Below are 19,302 nucleotides of genomic sequence, written 5' to 3'. Positions count from 1 at the left end.
GGGTGCGGCGCGGAGGACGTCCGCGCCGCGCCCGCCGGCTCAGGCTCCGCGCAGCCGGGCGCCGGTGCGCTCGGCGGCCAGGGCCACGGCGGCGTCACGCGCCGCGGTGGTCTCCTCGACGGTGAGCGTGCGGTCGGGGGCGCGGAACCGCAGGCTGTAGGCCAGGGACTTGTTGCCCTCGCCGGCCTGCTCCCCGGTGTAGACGTCGAACAGCCGGATCGACTCCAGCAGCTCGCCCGCGCCCTCGCGCAGCGCCGCCTCGACGTCGGCCACCCGCGCGCCGACCGGCACGACCAGCGCGACGTCCTGCGTGGCGACCGGGTAGGCCGACACCGCCGCCGCCTGGGCCGGACCGGTCAGGCCCGCCTCCAGGACCGTCAGCTCCAGCTCCATCGCGCAGGTGCGCGGCGGCAGCCCGAGCGCCTCGACCACCCGGGGGTGCAGCTCGCCGGCGTGGCCGACCAGGGTCTCGCCGAGGTGGAGCGCGGCGCACCGGCCCGGGTGCCACGGCTCGTGCCGGTCGGCGGTGACGGTGAGCTCGACGCCTGCCTGACGGGCGACGACCCGGGCGGCCTCGATCGCGTCGGCCCAGGACGCCTGGCGGCCCCCGCCCCACCAGCCGGACCGGTCACGCTCGCCCGCCAGCACGACGGCCAGCCGCAGCGGCTGACGCGGCAGCGCCGCGGTGATCGTGGCCAGCTCCTCCGCGGTGGGACGGCGCTCCACGCCGAGCACCGGGGCCTGCTCCGGCGCCCCGGCCTCGGGCCGGTAGACCAGGCCGGACTCGAACAGCGCGACGTCGCCGAAGCCGCGCCCGACGTTGCGGACCAGGGTCTTCAGCAGCCCCGGCAGCAGCGTGGTGCGCAGCAGCGGCTCGTCCTCGCTGAGCGGGTTGGCCAGGCGGACGGCCCGGCGCCGCGCGTCGTCGGCCGGGAGCTGCAGGGCGTCCAGGTCGCGCGCGCCCATGAACGGGTAGGCCAGGGTCTCGACGTACCCGGCGGCGGCCAGGGCACGGCCGACGCGGCGGCGCAGGCGCTGCGCCTCGGTGAGGCCCGCCCCGGCGGGGGCGGCCGGCAGCACCGAGGGGAGCTTGTCGTACCCCTCCAGCCGGATGACCTCTTCCGCCAGGTCGTTGGGGTCGGTCAGGTCGGGACGCCAGGACGGCGGCGTCACCGTGAGCGTGCCCGCCGCGCCGCTCGGGCCCTCCAGGACGTCGGCCGGGAGCGCCTCGCCGCCCTCCTGCCCGGTGGGATCGGGGGCGCCGACGACCGTGCACCCGACCTGCTCCAGGCGGCGCACCACCGTGTCACGGCCGTAGGTCACGCCCGCCACGCGGTCGGGGTGGTCGGCCGCCATCGTGATCGTCTCGGGCTCGACGTCGATCGAGACGTCGGTGACCCCGGCGCCGGCCGTGCCGCCGCCGAACGCGACCAGCAACTGCACCGCGCGCCACGACGCGTACACCGGCAGCTCGCGGTCCACGCCGCGCTCGAAGCGGCGCGAGGCCTCGCTGACCAGGTTGTGGCGGCGCGACATGCGCGCGACGCCGCCCGCGGAGAAGTGGGCGGCCTCGATGACCAGGTCGGTGGACTCGTCGGAGATCTCGGTCTCCAGGCCGCCCATGGTGCCGGCCATGGAGATCGCCCCGGACTCGTCGGTGATCAGGATGTCATCGGGGTGGAGCTCGCGCACGACGTGGTCGAGGGTCTCCAGCGTCTCCCCCGGCTCGGACCTGCGCACCACGATGGGGCCGCTCAGCCGGGAGCGGTCGAAGGCGTGCAGCGGCTGGCCGAGCTCGAGCATCACGTAGTTGGTGACGTCCACGGCCAGCGACACCGGGCGCATGCCCGCGCGGATCAGGCGGACCTGCAGCCACATCGGGGTCTCGGCCTTGGGGTCGAACCCGGTCACCGAGCGCAGCACGAAGCGGTCGCAGGCGGTGGGGTCGGCGATGGACGCCGGGTGCGACTCGCCGGTGGAGGACGGAGGCTCCACGTCGGCGGGGTCGTGCCAGGGCACGCCGAACGCGGCGGCGGCCTCGCGCGCCACCCCTCTGATCGACAGGGCGTACCCCCGGTCGGGGGTGACCTCGATCTCGATGACGTCGTCGCGCAGGCCGAGCAGCTCGACCACGTCGGCGCCGAGGTGGCTGTCGGACGGCAGGATCAGGATGCCGTCGTGGTCGTCGCCGACGCCGAGCTCGCGCGCCGAGCAGATCATGCCGTCGGACACGTGGCCGTAGGTCTTGCGCGACCCGACCTCGAAGCCGCCGGGCAGCACGGCGCCCGGGAGCGCCACCACCACCCGGTCGCCGACCGCGAAGTTGGTGGCGCCGCAGATGATCCAGCGGGGCGCGGCCTCGCCGACCTCCACCGAGCAGTAGCGGATCGGCTTCTTGAAGCCGGTGAGCTCCTCGATGGAGAGCACCTCGCCGACGACGACGTTCTTGATGTCGTAGCCGACGGACTCGATCGACTCCAGCTTGAGGCCGGCCGCGGTGAGCCTGTCGGCGACCTCGTGGGCGGTGACGGCGGGCAGGTCGACGTACTCCCGCAGCCAGGAGAGCGGGAACTTCATCAGACCTCCATACCGAAGGGGAGAGTGAAGCGCACGTCTCCCTCGACCATGTCGCGCATGTCCTCGGCGTTGTGGCGGAACATCAGCGTCCGCTCCACGCCCATGCCGAACGCGAACCCGCTGTAGCGCTCGGGGTCGACGCCGCAGGCGACGAGCACGCGCGGGTTGACCATGCCGCAGCCGCCCCACTCGATCCAGCCCTCGGACTTGCAGGTGCGGCACGGCGGGTTGCCGGGGACGGCCGAGGCGCCGCGGCAGACGAAGCAGCGCAGGTCCATCTCGGCCGACGGCTCGGTGAAGGGGAAGTAGTTGGGCCGGAACCGGGTGTCGATGCCCTCGCCGAACATGACCTCGGCGAACCGGTCGAGCGTGCCCTTCAGGTGGGCCATGGTGAGGCCCTCGTCGACCGCCAGGCCCTCGACCTGGTGGAACACCGGGGTGTGGGTGGCGTCGAGCTCGTCGGTGCGGAAGACCTTGCCGGGCGAGACGACGTAGACCGGCAGGTCGCGCGACAGCAGCGCGCGGATCTGCACGGGCGAGGTCTGGGTGCGCAGGACCATGCCCGAGTCGACCGAGCCGACGAAGAAGGTGTCGTGCTCGGAGCGGGCGGGGTGGTCGGGCGCGATGTTGAGGGCGTCGAAGTTGAACCACTCGCCCTCCAGCTCGGGCCCCTCGGCGACCTCGTAGCCCATCGCGGTGAACGCGTCGGCGATGCGCTCCTGCAGGGTGGTGAGGGGGTGCCTGGCCCCCTGCGGCACGCGGTCCCACGGCAGGGTGACGTCGACGGTCTCCTCGACCAGGACGCGCTCGTCGCGCTCGGCCGTCAGCACGTCCTGCCGGGCGGCGAGCGCCTCGCCGATGGCCTTGCGCGCGCCGCCGATGCGCTTGCCGGCCTCGGCGCGGGCCTGGGGCGGCAGCGCGCCGATCTCGCGGTTGGCCAGGGCGATCGGCGAGCGGTCGCCGGCGTGCGCGAGGCGCACCTGCTTGAGTTCGTCGAGGTCGGCCGCCGCGTCGATGGCGGCCAGGGCTTCGGCCTGCATGCGCGCCACCTCGTCGGCGTGCAACGGCGTCACCTCGACCGGGTCATAGGTGTTCGACAAGAGTGAGCTCCGTATTCAGGGCTTGAGCGGGCACGATTCTAGTCCGTCCAGGGCCGGTGACCGGCCTGGCGCCGGTGGCCGTGGAGCCCTCGTGGACCGCTTGTTTCGGCTTTTCGGGCTTTTGCTGCTTCCCGGACACGGCACCGGCCGGCCGGTGAATCACGGCGGTCCGCCCGCCGGCCGACTCGCGCGACGCCTCAGGCGAAGTCGGGAGTGCCGGCGGGCATGGTAAATCGGAACTCCGCGCCGCCGCCCGGAGCACGCTGCACGGTGATCGTCCCACCGTGCGCCTCGACCAAGCCCTTGACGATGAACAGGCCGAGACCGGTGCCACCCCGGCGCCGCCCGTTGCCCCGCCAGAACTGGCGGAAGACGCGCGAGGCCAGCTCGGGTGCGACACCCTCACCCTGGTCGCGCACGGACACGGCGACTCCCCACTCGACCGGCTCCACCACTATCGTCACGGTACCGCGTCCGTGGCGCACCGCGTTTTCCAGCAGGTTGCCCAGGATCTGGTCGATCTTGTCCTGGTCGAGCCACATCTCGGGAAGCCCGCCCCGTACGTCGAGCCGGAAGCGGTCCTCCGGCTCCCCCGCCGCCACCCGGCCTTCGATGATCTTACGGGCGCGGGCGGGGACGTCCACGACCTGGCGGTGGATCTGCAGCCGGCCCGACTCGATGCGCGAGACGTCCAGCAGCTCGGTGATCAGCCGGGTGACGCGGTCGGCGTCGGCGTTCACCGTCTCCAGCATCACGCGCTTCTGGTCGTCGGTGAAGCGGCCCCACTTGGCCAGCAGCGTCGCGGTGAACCCCTTGACGCTGGTCAGCGGGGACCGCAGCTCGTGGGCGACGGTGGAGACCAGATCGGCCCTGCTGCGCTCCAGCCGGGCACGGGCCGCGGCGTCGCGCAGCGTGATCACCACGCGGACGACGTCGCCGCCGCGGCGAGGGCTGCGCACGAAACGGACCGAGACCAGCATCTCGTGGCGGCCCGGCAGGTACAGCGAGCACTCCGGCTGGCGGCTGCGGATGCGCAGCCCCCCGTAGGCGTCCAGCCACTTCCACCAGTCGCGGCCGTCGTTGTCCCGAAAGGGCAGCACCTCGGGCAGGTGACCGCCGAGGACGGCCTCGCGGTCGGCGCCCGTCAGGCTGGAGGCGGCGTGGTTGAAGGCGACCACCCGGCCGCGCGCGTCGGCCACGATCACCCCGTCGGGAAGGTCGTCGACGTCGATCAGGCATGCGGCATCGGCCTCCTGCCCGTGGGTTCGTCCGCCGCGCACCATCGCCTCCTCGACCCTACAGGGCCGACAATAGCGGGTTTCCCGTGCCCGACGGCAGCCCTACGCCGGGCATCGGGCGCTCCGCCATGCCCGATGGGACTACCCGCGGCCGCGCCCCGCCCGCCGCGGCCCGCACGGCCGTGCCGCCCCGTCTCAGCGCGCCGCGGCGGCCCGCTGGGCCCGTGCCGAGGCGTACAGGCAGACGGCGGCCGCCGTCGCGAGGTTCAGGCTCTCGGCGCGCCCGTAGATCGGCACCCGTACGACCTCGTCGGCGAGCTTGAGCAGTTCCTCCGGCAGGCCCCACGCCTCGTTCCCGAAGATCCAGGCGGTGGGCCCGGCCAGGTCCACGTCGTCCAGCGTGCGGGTGCCCGCGCCGTCGGCGGCGAGGACCCGCAGGCCCGCGTCCTTCAGGTGGCGCACCGCCTCCGCCACCGGGGCTGCGGTGACGACCGGCAGGTGGAACAGGCTGCCGGCGCTCGCCCGGACGCACTTGCCGTTGTAGGGGTCCACCGAGGCGTCGGTGAACACCACCGCGTCCGCGCCGGCCGCGTCGGCCGTCCGCAGCACCGTGCCCGCGTTGCCGGGGTCGCGGACGTGCGCGAGCACCGCGACGAGGGCCGCGCCCGCGGGCGCCGCCTCGGCCAGCGGGACGTGCACGAACCGGCAGACGGCCAGCAGGCCCTGCGGGGTGACCGTCTGGGCCAGCTCGGCCATGACCTCGCCGCTGGCCCCGAACACCGGCACCCCGGCCTCGCGCGCGGCGGCCACGATGTCGGCGTGCCGCGCCTCGGCCTCCGCGGTGGCGAACAGCTCGACCGTGACGCCGGGCAGCGCCAGCGCCTCCCTGACGGCCTGCGGGCCCTCCGCCAGGAACGCGCGGTCGCGGTCGCGGAAGGCGCGCTTGGCCAGCCGCCTGGCGGCCTTGACCCGCGGCGACTTGATGTTGGTCAGCTCCGGCCCCGCCATTGTGTCCCCCTGGACGGCCCTGCCGGGGCGGCCGCGCGCGGGCCCCGGAACGGCGAACGACCCGCTCCGCGAGAGAACGAGTCGTCCACCTGAGTTCGTGTGTGCGCCGGACGTCAGCCGGCGACCGGCGCGTTCACGTCGGCCGGAAGCGCCTTCCTGGCGGCCTCGGCCAGCGCGGCGAACGCCTGGGCGTCGTTGACGGCCAGGTCGGCGAGGATCTTGCGGTCCACCTCGACACCGGCGGCCTTCAGGCCCTGGATGAACCGGTTGTAGGTGATGCCGTTCGCGCGCGCGGCGGCGTTGATGCGCTGGATCCACAGGCGCCGGAACGCGCCCTTCTTGTCCTTGCGGTCGCGGTAGGCATAGGTCAGCGAGTGGAGCATCTGCTCCTTGGCCTTGCGGTACAGCCGCGACCGCTGGCCCCGGTAACCACTCGCCCGCTCGAGGACGACGCGGCGCTTCTTCTTGGCGTTGAGCGCCCGCTTTACGCGTGCCATTGTTCTATCTCCCCGGGGGTTCGGTTACTTGCCCAGCAGCTTCTTGATCTTCTTGGTGTCGGCATCGGACATGACGACCTCAGGCGCGAGACGGCGCGTCCGCGTGGACGGCTTGTGCTCGTTGTAGTGGGCACGGTTGGCGCGGCGGCGAATGACCTTGCCGGACCCGCTGAGCCGGAACCGCTTCTTCGCACCGCTGTGCGTCTTCATCTTCGGCATGACAGCCGTATCTCCCTCGTCGTTCGTCCGTGCCGATGGCCCGGGTCAAGGTACCTCATCCGGGGACTCACCCGGTGAGCCCCTGACCCGGTCTCGGTGTCCACATCCCGCCGGATCGTCAGGCGGGGTCTCTCACTGGCGCGGCCGCGCGGCCTACGCCACGTCCGGGGTGCTCGCGTCCGCCTCGCCGGGCTCGTCGCCCTTGGTGCGGGCCGCGACACGCTCGGCCTTGGCCTCGGCCTTCTTCTTGTGCGGCCCGATCACCATGATCATGTTCCGGCCGTCCTGCTTGGGCTGGGACTCCACGAAGCCGAGTTCGGTGACGTCCTCCGCGAGCCTCTGCAGAAGCCGGAAGCCCAGCTCGGGACGCGACTGCTCGCGTCCGCGGAACATGATGGTGACCTTGACCTTGTCCCCCGCTTTGAGGAACCGCACGACGTGACCCTTCTTGGTCTCGTAGTCATGCGGATCGATCTTCGGCCGGAGCTTGATCTCCTTGATGATCGTGTGCGCCTGGTTGCGGCGCGCCTCGCGTGCCTTCATGGCCGACTCGTACTTGAACTTGCCGTAGTCCATGAGCTTGCACACGGGCGGACGGGCCGTGGCCGCGACCTCGACCAGGTCGAGATCCGATTCCTGGGCCAGCTTCAGGGCGTCGCCGATCGAGACGATGCCGACCTGCTCGCCGTTCGGCCCCACGAGACGGACCTCGGGCACGCGAATACGCTCGTTGATGCGGGGCTCAGTGCTGATGGGACCTCCTAGGTGCCTGGCATTTGTCCGCGTGAGTGCTCGACCGTGACGGCGGCCTTCGCCCGGAAAGCGAAAAGCCCCGCACGTCGCGCATGCGGGGCCACTGGAACCCATCGGCCACCCGGCCTCGGGGCCCCCCGGAAAGCTCCGGAGTGATCCTGAACCCATCGGCCTCGCGGCCGATCAGGTGGGAGGAAGACCTCCGCTTGCGCGTCCAGCATTCATGCCGGACCGATCAAGCAGTCACACTACCACAACACGGCGTGTCCGCCGAATCTTCCTCACCGCGATCACATGGAGCGATTTCCCAGACACGCAACGCAATCGATCGATAGCATCGGCCCGGCAATCTAGAGCAACTAGACAGGAGATCCGCATGGCGGAGTGGCAGTTGCAGGAAGCGAAGCAGAAGTTCAGCGAGGTGCTCCGGCGGGCCCACGAGGAGGGTCCGCAGGTGATCACCCGGCACGGTGAGGAGGTGGCCGTCGTCATCGACATCGCGGAGTACCGGCGCATCCGGTATGGCGCTCCCGACTTCAAGGAGTTCCTCAGGTCCTCGCCCCCCTGGGACGAGCTGGAGCTCCCGGCCCGGGACTCAGCCCGTGAGGTGGAGTTCGCTCGATGAGTACGGGATATCTCCTCGACACCAACGTGGTGTCCGAAGTGCGAAAGCGCACTCCCGACCCTCAGGTCATGGAGTGGGTCGACTCGATCAACGGACCGGCGCTCTACCTCAGCACAATGGTGCTCGGTGAGATCCGTTACGGCGTCGAGCGCATCCGGCAGCGGGACTCCCGGCGGGCGGAAACCATCGACGTGTGGCTCGACGCCGTCTACCGCGACTTCCGCGATCGCATCATCCCGGTGACCGCGGACATCGCCGAGGAATGGGGACGCCTCCGCACGGTCTGCCCGCTTCCTGCCGTCGACGGGCTACTGGCCGCGACCGCACTGATCAAGGGATGGACTCTGGTGACCCGCAACGTGAAGGACGTCGCGGGCACCGGAGTCCGCGTGCTCAATCCGTTCGAGCCGATCGTCTAGCGATCTCGGCCTCGCCGGCCGCCCTGACGAGATCCACGGGCACCACTCCCCGGCCCAGACCCGTGTAGAGCTCGACCTGGCGGACCGCCTGGTGCACCAGCATGGCGAAGCCGCTCACGACCGTGCCGCCCGCGCCGGCCACGGCTCGTGCCAGAGGGGTCGGCCAGGGAGTGTAGACGACGTCGAAGACCGTGGGCACCCCCGCGAGCGACGGCGCGTAGAGATCGGCCGCGCCCGGTGGGAGGGTGGAGACGGCCAGGTCCACATCCAGCAGAACGTCCAGCTTGTCGAACGTCTCGACCGTCACCCGCATGCCCAGCCGCTCGGCCGCCTCCTCGGTCTCCCGGGCGCCGGTCCTGTCCCGCACGACCAGCGCCGCCTCGAACAGGCCCAGCTCGCGCAGGGCCGCCAGGGCCGAGGCCGCCGTTGCCCCGCCGCCGAGGATGGTCGCGCTGCGCGGCGCCCGCACGCCCGACTCGGCCAGGGCCTGGACGATGCCGTGCACGTCGGTGTTCTCGCCGTGCCGGGCGCCGTCACGCAGTAGGACGGTGTTGACGCCGCCGACCTCGACCGCCAGGTCCGCGACGCTGTCGAGCAGGGGCAGCACGGCCCGCTTGAGCGGCATGGTCAGCGACAGCCCCGCCCACTCGGGGCCGAGGCCCGCGATCAGGCCGGGCAGCCCCGCCTCGTCGCAGGCGATCGCGTCGTAGCGCCATCCCTTCAGCCCGAGCGCGGCGTACGCGCCCCGGTGCAGGGCGGGCGACAGCGAGTGCGCGATCGGGGAGCCGAGAACGGCCGCGCGCCGCTCCATCAGCCCGCCCCGTGGTTCTTGTTGAACTCCTCGGCGAGCTTGAAGAACTCCGTCTCCGAGTCGGTGAACTTCGTGATGCCCCTCTTGGGGTCGGTGGTGACGAAGAACAGCCAGTTCCCCTTCGCCGGGTTCAGCGCCGCCTCGATGGCGTGGTCGCCGGGGTTGCCGATGGGGCCGGGGGGCAGGCCGAGGCGCGCGTAGGTGTTGTACGGCGACTTGCTCTTCAGCTCCTCGTGCGTGGCCGCGATGCCGAACTTGTTGAGTCCGTACATGACCGTGCTGTCCATCTGGAGCTTCATCTCGGGGTCGCGGTTCAGCCGGTTGTAGATCACCCGGGCGACCTTCGCCATGTCGCGCACGTTGCCCGACTCGGCCTGGACGATGCTCGCGATCGTCACGATCTCCAGGGGCGTGCGGCCCACCTTCTTGGCGCCCGCCACGAGGTCGGCCTGCTCGGCGGCCTCACTGAAGCGCGCCACCATGCTCGCGAGGATCTCGTCGGGAGTGGACTTGGGAGAGATCTCGTAGGTCGCGGGGAAGGCGAACCCTTCGAGGCGGCCCTTGGCGTAGGCGGGCAGTTCGAGGGACTCGGCGTCCTTGGCGGCCTTCTGGAAGACCGTCACCGGCTTGCCCGTGGCGGTGGAGAGCTGCTGGAGGATCTGGGAGAGGCGCAGGCCCTCGCGGATCGTCAGCGTGGTCTGGAGCCTGAGCTTGGGGTCGAGAAGCGGGACGGCGACGACGGCGGCCATGCCCTTGCGCAGCTTGTACTGGCCGGGCTGGAGGGAACCGGTCTTGCCGGCGGCGTCGATGGCGTTGACGAACGCGCGCTCGCTGGCGACGACGCCCTGCTCGACGAGGGTCTGCGCCACGTCGCCCGCGCTCTGGCCGTCCTTGATCTCGACGATGACCTCGCCGGTGCCCGGCCCGGCGTAGTCCTCGGCGACCGCCATGTCACGGACCCACTGGTAGCCGTAGTAGCCGCCGACACCGAGGACGCCGACGATGATGACCATCGCCACGAAGAACGCCACGAAGCCCTTGCGCCGCTGGCGGCGCTGGCGCCTCCTGCTGCGGGCCCGGTTGACCCGGGAGCCGCGGCCCTTGCGTCGCGGGCCCTCGTCGTCCTCGGCGCCGAGCAGACTATCGAGGTCGAGATCGTTCATATGTGCGCACGCCTATCTCCCTGTCCGACCTGCCCATCGTCGCGCAAGCGCCCGATGTTGGTGGGGCATACCAGGCAAGTCGTCGTTGCACCACCATAGGACTGATCGTCGAAGATCGCCCGAGTTGTCATGGAGGTGGCAACCGTCCCGATGGGCATCAGTGCTGCCCGAGACGCTTGTTTAGCTCTGCTCGGAACTTCACGAACTCGCTCTCTTTGTCAGTGAATTTCGTGATTCTACGCGCTGGGTCAACCGTGACGAACCAGTACCAATCACCCTTTGCCGGGCTTAGCGCCGCCCGGAGTGCCGCCTCGCCGGGGTTGCAGATCGGGCCCGGCGGCAGCCCGGGGTGCATGTAGGTGTTGTAAGGGGTGTCACGCTTGATCTCGGCATGTGAGGCCACGATGCCGTGCTTGCCCAGGCCGTACATCACGGTGCTGTCCATCTCCAGCTTGGCTCGGGAGGCCAGCCGATTGTAGATGACTCTCGCGATCTTCGGATAGTCGGCGACCCTGCCCCCCTCGGCCTGCGCGATGCTGGCGACGATCACCACCTCGCGGGGCGTGATCTTCAGCCGCCCGGCCCCCGCCTCCAGGTCCACACGGGTGGCGGCGCGCTTGAACCGGCGGACGGTCGCCCGCATCAGGTCGCGCGGCGCGGTGGACGGCTCCACCTCGTAGGTCGCGGGGAACAGGAAGCCCTCGACCGCGCCGTTGGCGTACGGGGGCAGGCCGAGCCCGGCGGGCGCGGCGGCCAGCCGGGCGAACTCGGCGGCGGGCAGGCCCGAGCCCTTGGCGAGACGGGCGACGCTCTGCACGGCGCGCAGGCCCTCCGGGAGGGTGACCCGCTTGCGGATCCTGGCCTGCGAGGACAGCAGCAGGTCGAGGGCCATCGAGGCGGCCATGCGCTTGCGCATCCGGTAGTGGCCGGGCCTGAGGCTGTTCTCCTTGCCGCGCCGTTCCACCGCGCCGACGAACGACCTGGCGCTCGCGACGACCTCGGCGCGCACGAGCGTCTCGGCGATCTCGCCCGCGCTCGCGCCCGGCGCTATGCGGACGACGACGGGAACGGTCCCCGGGCCGTCGAAGTCCTGCGGTGAGAGAAGCGGCTTGAACAGGACGAACGCCCCGGCCAGCCCCGCGGCGACCAGCACCGCGCTCCCCCCGGCCACCAGCGCGATCAGCCCCCGCCGCCCCCGCTCCTTCCGCTCCCCCTCGCTCTCCTTCTCCACCTCGTCCCTGAACCGGATGAGCCCGTCCGCCTCCACGTCCTCGGCACTCCCCGAGTCCTCCGGGGCACCCGTCTCGTCGGGACCATCGGGGCTCACCGTCCTGTGGACGCCGTCCGGATGGTCGGGGGCCGCCGGGCCCGACGGGTCGTCGGAGGGCTCCTGGCCGGATCGGCCGCGCGGTCGCGGCCCCGCCGATCCCGCGGCCGGCGTCTCGGACGGCGGCGGCGCGCCCCCGGGCGCGGCGGGGACGGCGGAGGTGTCGTCGTGGTGCTCCGGCTCGTGGGGCGGGCCGGGCGGGCGGGTCACTGGACCGGCCCGGCGCTCGATTCTCCGCCGGGGCGCCGCCCCGGCGGCTCGACGGGTCTGCCCGGTGGCGCGCCGCTCGCGCGCTCGGCGTCCAGGGCGGCCTGCAGCAGCACGACGGCCGCCGCCTGGTCGACGACCGCGCGCTGGTTCTTCGCCTTGACCCCGCTGGCCCGCAGGCCCTGCTGGGCGGTCACGGTGGTCAGCCGCTCGTCGTACAGGCGCACCGGCGTGGGCGACAGCCGCGCGGCCAGGCGCACGGCGAACTCGCGCGCGGCGGCGGCGGCGTGGCTCTCGCGGCCCGACAGCGAGGTCGGCAGGCCGACGACGATCTCGATCGCCTCGTGCTCCTCGGCGACGGCCGCGATGCGGTCCAGGTCGCCGCGGCCCCGGCGGACGGTCTCGACCGGGGTGGCGAGCAGCCCGGAGGGGTCACTGCGCGCGACCCCCACCCGGACGGACCCGACGTCCACCCCGAGCCGTACCCCCCGCCTCACCCGGCACACCCCAGAACCCACGAGCCCGCGCCGGCCTGCACAGGGCCTCGCGGGCCGGCCTGCACAGAGCCTCGCGGGCCGGCCGGCGCAGGGTCTCGCGCACCGACCGGCGCAGGGTCTCGCGGGCCGGCCGGCATTCGGTTCACCTGGGCCGTCCGGACGGGGCTCGCCTGGTCGGTCAGGACAGGGTCTCCCGGATCGCGCGGTCGACGGCGTCGAGCGCGTCACCGATCGCCTCCGGGCGGGCTCCGCCACCCTGTGCGACGTCATCTTTACCGCCACCGCCACCCCCAAGTGCCTTGGCGGCGACGCCGACCAGTCGCCCGGCCGCAAGGCCCCGGGTGCGTCCCGCATCGTTCACAGCGGCGACCACGACCGGCCGGTCTGCGGGCACACCGGCGACCACGATCATCGCGGCGCGGTCACCGGGGAAACGCCCGCGCACTTCCAGAGCGAGTTTACGCAGGTCATCGGCGGAAGTTCCGTCAGGCGCGCGGTGCGTCACGACCGACACGCCGTCGACGTCGCGGGCGGAGGCGGCGAGTTCGCCCGCCGCGGCCAGCACCTGGGCCGAGCGGACCTTCTCCAGTTCGCGCTCGGCGGCGCGCAGGCGGGTGACGATGCCGTCGATGCGCTCGGGCAGCTCTTCGCGGCGGGCCTTGAGCTGCTCGCTGAGCTGGGCGACGAGCACGCTCTCGCGGGCGAGGAACCGGAAGGCGTCGATGCCGACCAGGGCCTCGACGCGGCGGACGCCCGCGCCGATCGACGCCTCGCCGAGCACCTTGACGAGGCCGAGCTGCCCGGAGCTGGCGACGTGCGTGCCGCCGCACAGCTCACGCGAGTACTCGCCGACCTCGACGATGCGGACCTCGTCGCCGTACTTCTCGCCGAACAGGGCCAGCGCGCCCATGGCGCGGGCCTCGTCGAGCGAGGTGTGGTAGGCGTGGACCTTCAGGTCGTTGATGAGGATGGCGTTGACCTCGTCCTCGACGTCGCGCAGCACGGCGGGCGCGACGGCCCCGGCGGCGGTGAAGTCGAAGCGGAAGCGCCCGGGAGAGTTCTCCGACCCGGCCTGGGCCGCGCTCTCGCCGAGGGCGTTGCGGAAGCCGCGGTGCACCAGGTGGGTGGCGGTGTGGCTGCGCGAGATCGCGCGGCGGCGCTCGACGTCGATCTCGGCCTGGACGGGATCGCCCACGCGGATCTCGCCCTCGCTCACCTTGCCGCGGTGGACGACCAGGCCCGCGAACGGGGACTGCACGTCGACGATCTCGACCGAGGCGCCGGAGGACCGGATCACGCCCTGGTCGGCGAGCTGGCCGCCGCCCTCGGCGTAGAAGGGGGTGCGGTCGAGGACGACCTCGACGGTGGCGCCCGCGCCGGCCGCCTGCACGGAGGCGCCGTCCACCAGGACGCCGACGACGGTGGCCTCGGCGACGGTGAGGTCGTAGCCGAGGAAGTCGACGCGGCCGGCCTTGTCGAGCATCGCGCCGAGCACCGAGACGTCGGCGTTGCCGGTCTTCTTCGCGGCGGAGTCGGCCTTGGCGCGGTCGCGCTGCTCCTGCATGAGGCGGCGGAAGCCCTCTTCGTCCACCTTGAGGCCCTGCTCGGCGGCCATCTCCAGGGTGAGGTCGATGGGGAAGCCGTAGGTGTCGTGGAGCTGGAAGGCCTGGGGGCCGGCGAGGACCGCGCGGCCCTTGCGCTTGGTCTCCTCGACGGCGGCGTCGAAGATCGCGGTGCCGGTGCGCAGCGTGCCGAGGAAGGAGGTCTCCTCGGCGTCGATCACCGTGTGGATGTTGGCGGCGTCGACCTTCAGCTCGGGGTACTGCCGGCCCATGACCTCGATGGTGGTGGCGGTGAGCTCGTGCATGTAGCGCTCCTCGCCCGCGCCGAGCAGGCGCAGGTTGCGGATGGCGCGGCGCAGCATGCGGCGCAGGACGTAGCCCCGGCCCTCGTTGGAGGGCAGGACGCCGTCGCCGACGAGCATGACGCCGGCGCGCATATGGTCGGCGACGACGCGGAGCGAGACGTCGGCGCGGTCGTTCCTGCCGTAGCGGGATCTGGTGAGCTCGGCGGCCCTGTCGAGGATCTTGTAGGTGGTGTCGATCTCGTAGATGTTGTCGACGCCCTGCAGGATGGCGGCCATGCGCTCGAGGCCCATGCCGGTGTCGACGCTCTTGGCGGGGAGCTCGCCGAGGATCGGGAAGCCCTCCTTGCCGCCGCCGGCGCCGCGCTCGAACTGCATGAAGACGTTGTTCCACACCTCGAGGTAGCGGTTCTCGTCGGCGACGGGCCCGCCGTCGCGGCCGTACTCGGGGCCGCGGTCGTAGTAGATCTCGGAGCACGGCCCGCACGGGCCGGGGACGCCCATGGACCAGAAGTTGTCGGCCATGCCGCGGCGCTGGATGCGGTCGGCGGGGACGCCGATCTTGTGCTGCCAGATGGAGGCGGCCTCGTCGTCGTCGTGGTAGACCGTGACCCACAGGCGCTCGGGGGCGAAGCCGAACCCGCCCTCGGACTCCGGCCTGGTCAGCAGCTCCCAGGCGTACGGGAGCGCCTGCTCCTTGAAGTAGTCGCCGAAGGAGAAGTTGCCGAGCATCTGGAAGAAGCTGGCGTGGCGCGTGGTCTTGCCGACCTCGTCGATGTCGAGGGTGCGCATGACCTTCTGGGCGCTGGCCGCGCGCGGGAAGGGCGGCTTCTTCTGCCCGAGGAAGTAGGGCTTGAAGGGCACCATGCCCGCGTTGACCAGCAGCAGCGTGGGATCCTCCGCGACAAGGCTGGCCGAGGGCACGACGGTGTGACCGCGCTCCTCGAAGAAGCGCAGGAAGCGGCGGGCGATCTCTGCCGACTCCATCTCAGCGGCCGTCCTTTACGTCGTTGTGGTGGGTTTCCTGGGTGGGCCGGGTCTCCCCGGCGGGTTCGAGCGCGTAGTGCGCCCGCAGCTCGGCCTCGCGCCCGGCGGCCAGGCCCCGGACGTCCCTGGCGAACAGCCTGGCCTCCGCGACCAGGCCGAGGGCTCCGTCGGCGGCGCGGCGCGCGACGTGGTCGGGCTTCAACGCTTGCAGCTTACGCATCGTCCAGATGCCGATGTACGCGCCCAGGCCGAGGTAGATCAGCCGGCGGATCATGCGCGCCGCCGCCCTTCGAGGGAGGGCCGGGGGGCGCGGCGCGCGGCCACGGCGCGGCGCACGCCGTGCGCCAGGGCCGAGGCCTTGATCAGCGGTTTGGCGAAGAACGTGGAGGCGACTCCGGTGACCCTGACCATGTTGCCGCTGACCTGTTTCATGTCACCCGCGATGGCCTCGACCGCGACGAGCTGCCGGTTGGCCTCGGCGACGGTGAGGCTGACGTCGTCGAGCAGGGGGATGACCCGTTCGTTGAGGTCGGCCATCAGCTTGGTGGTCTGGGTGAGCAGCCTGGCCAGCCTGACCAGCACGACTGCGAGAAAGCAGACCAGTATCGCCCAGAACATGGCGACGATGAGGCCGGCGACCTCTCCGGCGGTAAGCATGTCGGTGCGTCCCCTCGTAGGCGCCTTGCGGATGTGCGGCCCGGCTAGGGCGGTGGAATGGGGAGACCCTATCGCGCCCGGCGGCCTGGCCCGCGCCCAGCACGCCCCGCTGTGGACGACGGGCGCCGCCTGTGGACGGGCGGGCGGATCGCCGGAGACCGGCGGGCGTCCGGGGGTACCCCTGGTGCGGCACGGTCACGGGCCGCCGCGGAGGAACTCCCTGATCTTGGACCAGCGGTCGGCGAAGTGCTGCTCGCTGCCGTGCCGGGTGGGCTCGTAGTAGCGGCGGTCGCGGATCGGCTCGGGCGCGTACTCCTGGCGGACCAGGCCGTGCTCGAAGTCGTGGGGGTACTGGTAGCCCTTGCCGTGCCCGAGCTTGGCGGCGCCGGGGTAGTGGGCGTCGCGCAGGTGGCCGGGGATCTGGCCGATCAGCCCGCGCCTGACGTCGTCGGCGGCGGCGCCGATGGCCTTAATGACGGCGTTGGACTTGGGCGCGAGCGCGCAGTGGATCACGGCCTGGGCGAGGTTGAGCCGTCCCTCGGGCAGGCCGATCATCTGGACGGCCTGGGCCGCGGCCACGGCGACCTGCAGGCAGGTCGGGTCGGCCATGCCGACGTCCTCGGAGGCGAAGATCATGACGCGGCGCGCGATGAACCGCGGGTCCTCCCCCGCCTCGATCATGCGGGCGAGGTAGTGGAGCGCGGCGTCGGCGTCGGAGCCGCGCATGCTCTTGATGAACGCGCTGACGACGTCGTAGTGCTGGTCGCCCTGCCGGTCGTAGCGGACGGCGGCCTTGTCGACGGCCTTCTCGACGGTCTCGACGGTGATCTCGCCGTCGGGGACGAGCAGCGCGGCCGCCTCCAGGTAGGTGAGGGAGCGGCGCGCGTCTCCCCCGGCCAGCCGCACGAGATGGTCCAGGGCGGGGGCGGTCAGGGTCACCCGGCCGCCGAGCCCGCGCGGGTCGCGCGCGGCGCGCTCCAGGACGGCGCGGACGTCGTCCTCCGACAGGGACTCCAGGGTCAGCAGCAGGGAGCGCGACAGCAGCGGGGAGATCACCGAGAAGAAGGGGTTCTCGGTGGTGGCTCCGATGAACGTCACCCAGCGGTTCTCGACGGCGGGCAGCAGGGCGTCCTGCTGGGCCTTGTTGAAGCGGTGCACCTCGTCGACGAACAGGACGGTCTGACGGCCGCTCATGCCGAGCTCGGCCCTGGCCTGCTCGATGGCCGCGCGGACCTCCTTGACCCCGGCGGACACCGCGGAGATCTCGACGAAGCGCCGGGCGGTGACGCCGGCGACGACGTAGGCGAGCGTGGTCTTGCCGGTGCCGGGCGGGCCCCACAGGAACAGGGACATGGGCGCGTCGCTCTCGACGAGCCGGCGCAGGGGCGTTCCCGGCCCGAGAAGGTGGCGCTGCCCGATGACCTCGTCGAGCGTCTTCGGCCGCATGCGCACGGCCAGGGGCTCCTGGCTCTTGTGCGCCTCCTCGGCCGCCGCATCGAACAAACTCTCCACGCGTCGACATTACCGCCGCCGGCGAAGGCCCACGCCGCGGCGGCGGGGCCCTCGCATGGGGCCGGCAGGGGTCGTGCGGTCAGCCGCCCCAGACGGCGGTGGCGCCGGTGTGACCGGCGCGCAGGACGTAGAACCCGGCGACCAGGGCGAGCGGGACGGTGAGGACGGACAGGACCGTGGTGGCCGTCCTGCCGAGCCTGGCGGTGGAGTAGACGAGCAGGAGCGCGACCACGCCCAGCCCGATGGAGGTCAGCAGCAGGGGCAGGGCGTAGCTCTCGTGCTCCTGGATGCGCTGGGCCATCACGCCCTCGGGCGCGCCACCCGAGAAGAGCCGCTCCTCGAAGGCCTCGCCGCTCTGGCGGGCGGCGAACGCGGTCAGGGGGGCGGCCACGGCCAGCGCCGCCACGGCCCAGCCTAGGGAGGGGCGCCAGCGCGGGACCACGCCGTACACCACCGAACCGACCGCGAGCAGCGGAATGAAGATCACCGCGGTGTGCACGATCAGCGGGTGGGCGGGCAGGCCGAGGACCTCTTCGAACATGTCTTGGCTCCTGTGGTGTGACGTGTCGTCCCTAATACGGATAAGGCCCGCTCCCGGTTCTCGAGAACATCCCCCCGGCCGGCGGCCCGTGACCGTGCCACCCCGATGATCGCCTCGTCGACGTGAAGTCCGCGTAAGAAGTCAGCAGTGCAACTTTCCGCTCCGCAAAGATCTGGACAAGGGGTACGGTAGGTCAATAATGATCTTCACAGGCGCGCGAACTGCGCGTTTTATGCGGCCTCAACGTAAAGGCCGGTACGATTCCCGAGCATCTCAAGTCATCTATCGGCAAATGGAAGGCATACCGTGACCGACGTGGATCGCCAGACCCAGCTGGCACGGGAGCACCGCGAGCGACAGGAGCAGCGGGTCAAGGGCGGCTCGTCCTCCAAGCGGAACACGATCATCGGCGCCGTCGCGGGCGTCGTCCTCGTCGCGGGCGGCGTCATCGCCGCCACCACCCTCATGGGCGGCGACGACAAGGATCCGGGGAACGCCGCCCCGGAGACCTCCCCCACGGCCTCGGCGTCGGCGTCGGCGACCCCGTCCAGCGGCACCACGGCCGCGCTGCCCGGCTCGACCGCCGCTCCGGCGGCCACCAAGTGCACGTACCGGAAGGACGACAGCGGGTCGCCGGCCAAGAGCGTCGGCACGCCGCCCGACAAGCCCGACCTGAAGGCCAAGTGGATGACGATCGACACCAACCAGGGTCAGATCGTCATCCAGCTCGCCACCCAGCAGGCGCCGTGCACGATCAACTCGTTCGAGTTCCTCGCCAAGAAGAACTACTTCGACAACACGCGGTGCCACCGCCTCGCCACCCCAGAGACCGTCGGGCTCGGCATGCTGCAGTGCGGCGACCCGCTGGCCAAGGGCGACGGCAAGACCGCGGGGGACGGCACCGGCGGCCCGGGCTACCTGTTCGAGGACGAGAACCTGGGCGGCATGTCGCTCGGCCGGGGCACGGTCGCGATGGCCCAGTCCAGCGAGGACGCCAACTCCAACGGCAGCCAGTTCTGGTTCAGCTTCTCCGACGAGAACACCCAGCTGAGCGACCAGGGCGCCGCCTTCACCCCGTTCGGCGTGGTCACCAAGGGCATGGACGTCATCGACAAGATCGCCAAGGGCGGCATCATCCCCTTCAACGGCGACCCCATGGCCGACGTGCGCGGCGAGGGCTCCAACGCCCCCAAGCTGCCCGTCATCATCAAGGACCTGCGCGTCAGCCGCTGACGGCCGGACGCCCACGGCGAAAGGCCCGGGCCCGGCGCGCGTCCGCGCGCCGGGCCCGGGCCTTCAC

General features: G+C 71.9%; 19 protein-coding genes. 3 read left to right on the top strand and 16 right to left on the bottom strand.

Annotated features, from left to right (window positions below):
- Positions 1-39: 39 nt before the first annotated feature.
- The 7 genes from BJ981_RS33005 to infC all read right to left on the bottom strand — a co-directional run bounded on the left by BJ981_RS33005 (position 40) and on the right by infC (position 7,374).
- Positions 40-2,577 (bottom strand): phenylalanine--tRNA ligase subunit beta, encoded by a 2,538-nt coding sequence (locus tag BJ981_RS33005; protein WP_184617275.1) that lies wholly within the window; start codon positions 2,575-2,577, stop codon positions 40-42.
- Positions 2,577-3,617 (bottom strand): phenylalanine--tRNA ligase subunit alpha, encoded by a 1,041-nt coding sequence (gene pheS, locus BJ981_RS33000; RefSeq protein ID WP_239139603.1) that lies wholly within the window; start codon positions 3,615-3,617, stop codon positions 2,577-2,579. Before pheS ends, BJ981_RS33005 begins: the two co-directional genes overlap by 1 nt.
- 257 nt (positions 3,618-3,874) lie before the next feature.
- Complete coding sequence (locus BJ981_RS32995) at positions 3,875-4,960, bottom strand: sensor histidine kinase (protein ID WP_184617273.1); 1,086 nt, start codon at positions 4,958-4,960, stop codon at positions 3,875-3,877.
- Between the two features lie 150 nt (positions 4,961-5,110).
- The gene (locus BJ981_RS32990; protein ID WP_184617272.1) at positions 5,111-5,923 is read right to left on the bottom strand and encodes a TrmH family RNA methyltransferase; all 813 of its coding nucleotides are present in this window, start codon (positions 5,921-5,923) and stop codon (positions 5,111-5,113) included.
- Positions 5,924-6,036: 113 nt separating this feature from the next.
- Positions 6,037-6,420: a 50S ribosomal protein L20 gene (gene rplT, locus BJ981_RS32985; protein WP_184617271.1), complete on the bottom strand. Its 384-nt coding sequence runs from the start codon at positions 6,418-6,420 to the stop codon at positions 6,037-6,039.
- Between the two features lie 24 nt (positions 6,421-6,444).
- Positions 6,445-6,639 carry a 50S ribosomal protein L35 gene (gene rpmI, locus BJ981_RS32980; RefSeq protein WP_184617270.1) on the bottom strand — a complete coding sequence of 65 codons (195 nt, stop codon included), beginning with the start codon at positions 6,637-6,639 and terminating at the stop codon, positions 6,445-6,447.
- Between the two features lie 153 nt (positions 6,640-6,792).
- Positions 6,793-7,374 carry a translation initiation factor IF-3 gene (gene infC / locus BJ981_RS32975; RefSeq protein ID WP_311745968.1) on the bottom strand — a complete coding sequence of 194 codons (582 nt, stop codon included), beginning with the start codon at positions 7,372-7,374 and terminating at the stop codon, positions 6,793-6,795.
- A 394-nt stretch (positions 7,375-7,768) separates the two neighbouring features.
- Here infC and BJ981_RS32970 point away from each other — a divergent pair, with 394 nt between their 5' ends.
- Both BJ981_RS32970 and BJ981_RS32965 read left to right on the top strand, forming a co-directional pair.
- Positions 7,769-8,017, top strand: a complete 249-nt coding sequence (locus BJ981_RS32970; protein ID WP_184617269.1) for a type II toxin-antitoxin system Phd/YefM family antitoxin — start codon at positions 7,769-7,771, stop codon at positions 8,015-8,017.
- Positions 8,014-8,436: a type II toxin-antitoxin system VapC family toxin gene (locus BJ981_RS32965; RefSeq protein WP_184617268.1), complete on the top strand. Its 423-nt coding sequence runs from the start codon at positions 8,014-8,016 to the stop codon at positions 8,434-8,436. The genes BJ981_RS32970 and BJ981_RS32965 overlap by 4 nt, the downstream gene beginning before the upstream one ends.
- Here BJ981_RS32965 and BJ981_RS32960 read toward each other — a convergent pair.
- From BJ981_RS32960 to BJ981_RS32920, 9 genes are all read right to left on the bottom strand, one after another.
- The gene (locus BJ981_RS32960) at positions 8,411-9,247 is read right to left on the bottom strand and encodes a shikimate dehydrogenase (protein WP_184617267.1); all 837 of its coding nucleotides are present in this window, start codon (positions 9,245-9,247) and stop codon (positions 8,411-8,413) included. The genes BJ981_RS32965 and BJ981_RS32960 overlap by 26 nt on opposite strands.
- A complete protein-coding gene (mltG, locus tag BJ981_RS32955; RefSeq protein WP_184617266.1) occupies positions 9,247-10,410 on the bottom strand; it encodes an endolytic transglycosylase MltG in 1,164 nt (387 codons plus the stop codon). Before mltG (BJ981_RS32955) ends, BJ981_RS32960 begins: the two co-directional genes overlap by 1 nt.
- A gap of 157 nt (positions 10,411-10,567) precedes the next feature.
- The gene (gene mltG / locus BJ981_RS32950; RefSeq protein WP_204070586.1) at positions 10,568-11,947 is read right to left on the bottom strand and encodes an endolytic transglycosylase MltG; all 1,380 of its coding nucleotides are present in this window, start codon (positions 11,945-11,947) and stop codon (positions 10,568-10,570) included.
- On the bottom strand, positions 11,944-12,441 hold the full coding sequence (gene ruvX, locus BJ981_RS32945) for a Holliday junction resolvase RuvX (RefSeq protein WP_184617265.1): 498 nt from the start codon (positions 12,439-12,441) through the stop codon (positions 11,944-11,946). Before ruvX ends, mltG (BJ981_RS32950) begins: the two co-directional genes overlap by 4 nt.
- A gap of 178 nt (positions 12,442-12,619) precedes the next feature.
- Entirely contained in the window at positions 12,620-15,292 is a 2,673-nt protein-coding gene (gene alaS, locus BJ981_RS32940) for an alanine--tRNA ligase (protein WP_184617264.1), read from the bottom strand.
- 1 nt (position 15,293) lies between these two features.
- A complete protein-coding gene (locus tag BJ981_RS32935) occupies positions 15,294-15,566 on the bottom strand; it encodes a hypothetical protein (protein ID WP_184617263.1) in 273 nt (90 codons plus the stop codon).
- Entirely contained in the window at positions 15,563-15,949 is a 387-nt protein-coding gene (locus BJ981_RS32930) for a DUF948 domain-containing protein (RefSeq protein ID WP_184617262.1), read from the bottom strand. The genes BJ981_RS32935 and BJ981_RS32930 overlap by 4 nt, the downstream gene beginning before the upstream one ends.
- Positions 15,950-16,144: 195 nt before the next feature.
- Positions 16,145-17,461, bottom strand: a complete 1,317-nt coding sequence (locus tag BJ981_RS32925) for a replication-associated recombination protein A (protein WP_184617261.1) — start codon at positions 17,459-17,461, stop codon at positions 16,145-16,147.
- A gap of 79 nt (positions 17,462-17,540) precedes the next feature.
- Positions 17,541-18,002 carry a DUF2231 domain-containing protein gene (locus BJ981_RS32920; RefSeq protein WP_184617260.1) on the bottom strand — a complete coding sequence of 154 codons (462 nt, stop codon included), beginning with the start codon at positions 18,000-18,002 and terminating at the stop codon, positions 17,541-17,543.
- A 306-nt stretch (positions 18,003-18,308) separates the two neighbouring features.
- On the opposite strand from BJ981_RS32920, the gene BJ981_RS32915 reads away from it, so the two are divergent.
- The gene (locus BJ981_RS32915; protein WP_184617259.1) at positions 18,309-19,235 is read left to right on the top strand and encodes a peptidylprolyl isomerase; all 927 of its coding nucleotides are present in this window, start codon (positions 18,309-18,311) and stop codon (positions 19,233-19,235) included.
- Positions 19,236-19,302: the final 67 nt, after the last annotated feature.

Source organism: Sphaerisporangium krabiense, from assembly GCF_014200435.1.
Lineage (GTDB): Bacteria > Actinomycetota > Actinomycetes > Streptosporangiales > Streptosporangiaceae > Sphaerisporangium > Sphaerisporangium krabiense.
Note: the sequence above shows the minus strand (reverse complement) of the source record. Positions and strands in the feature narration are given on the sequence as shown.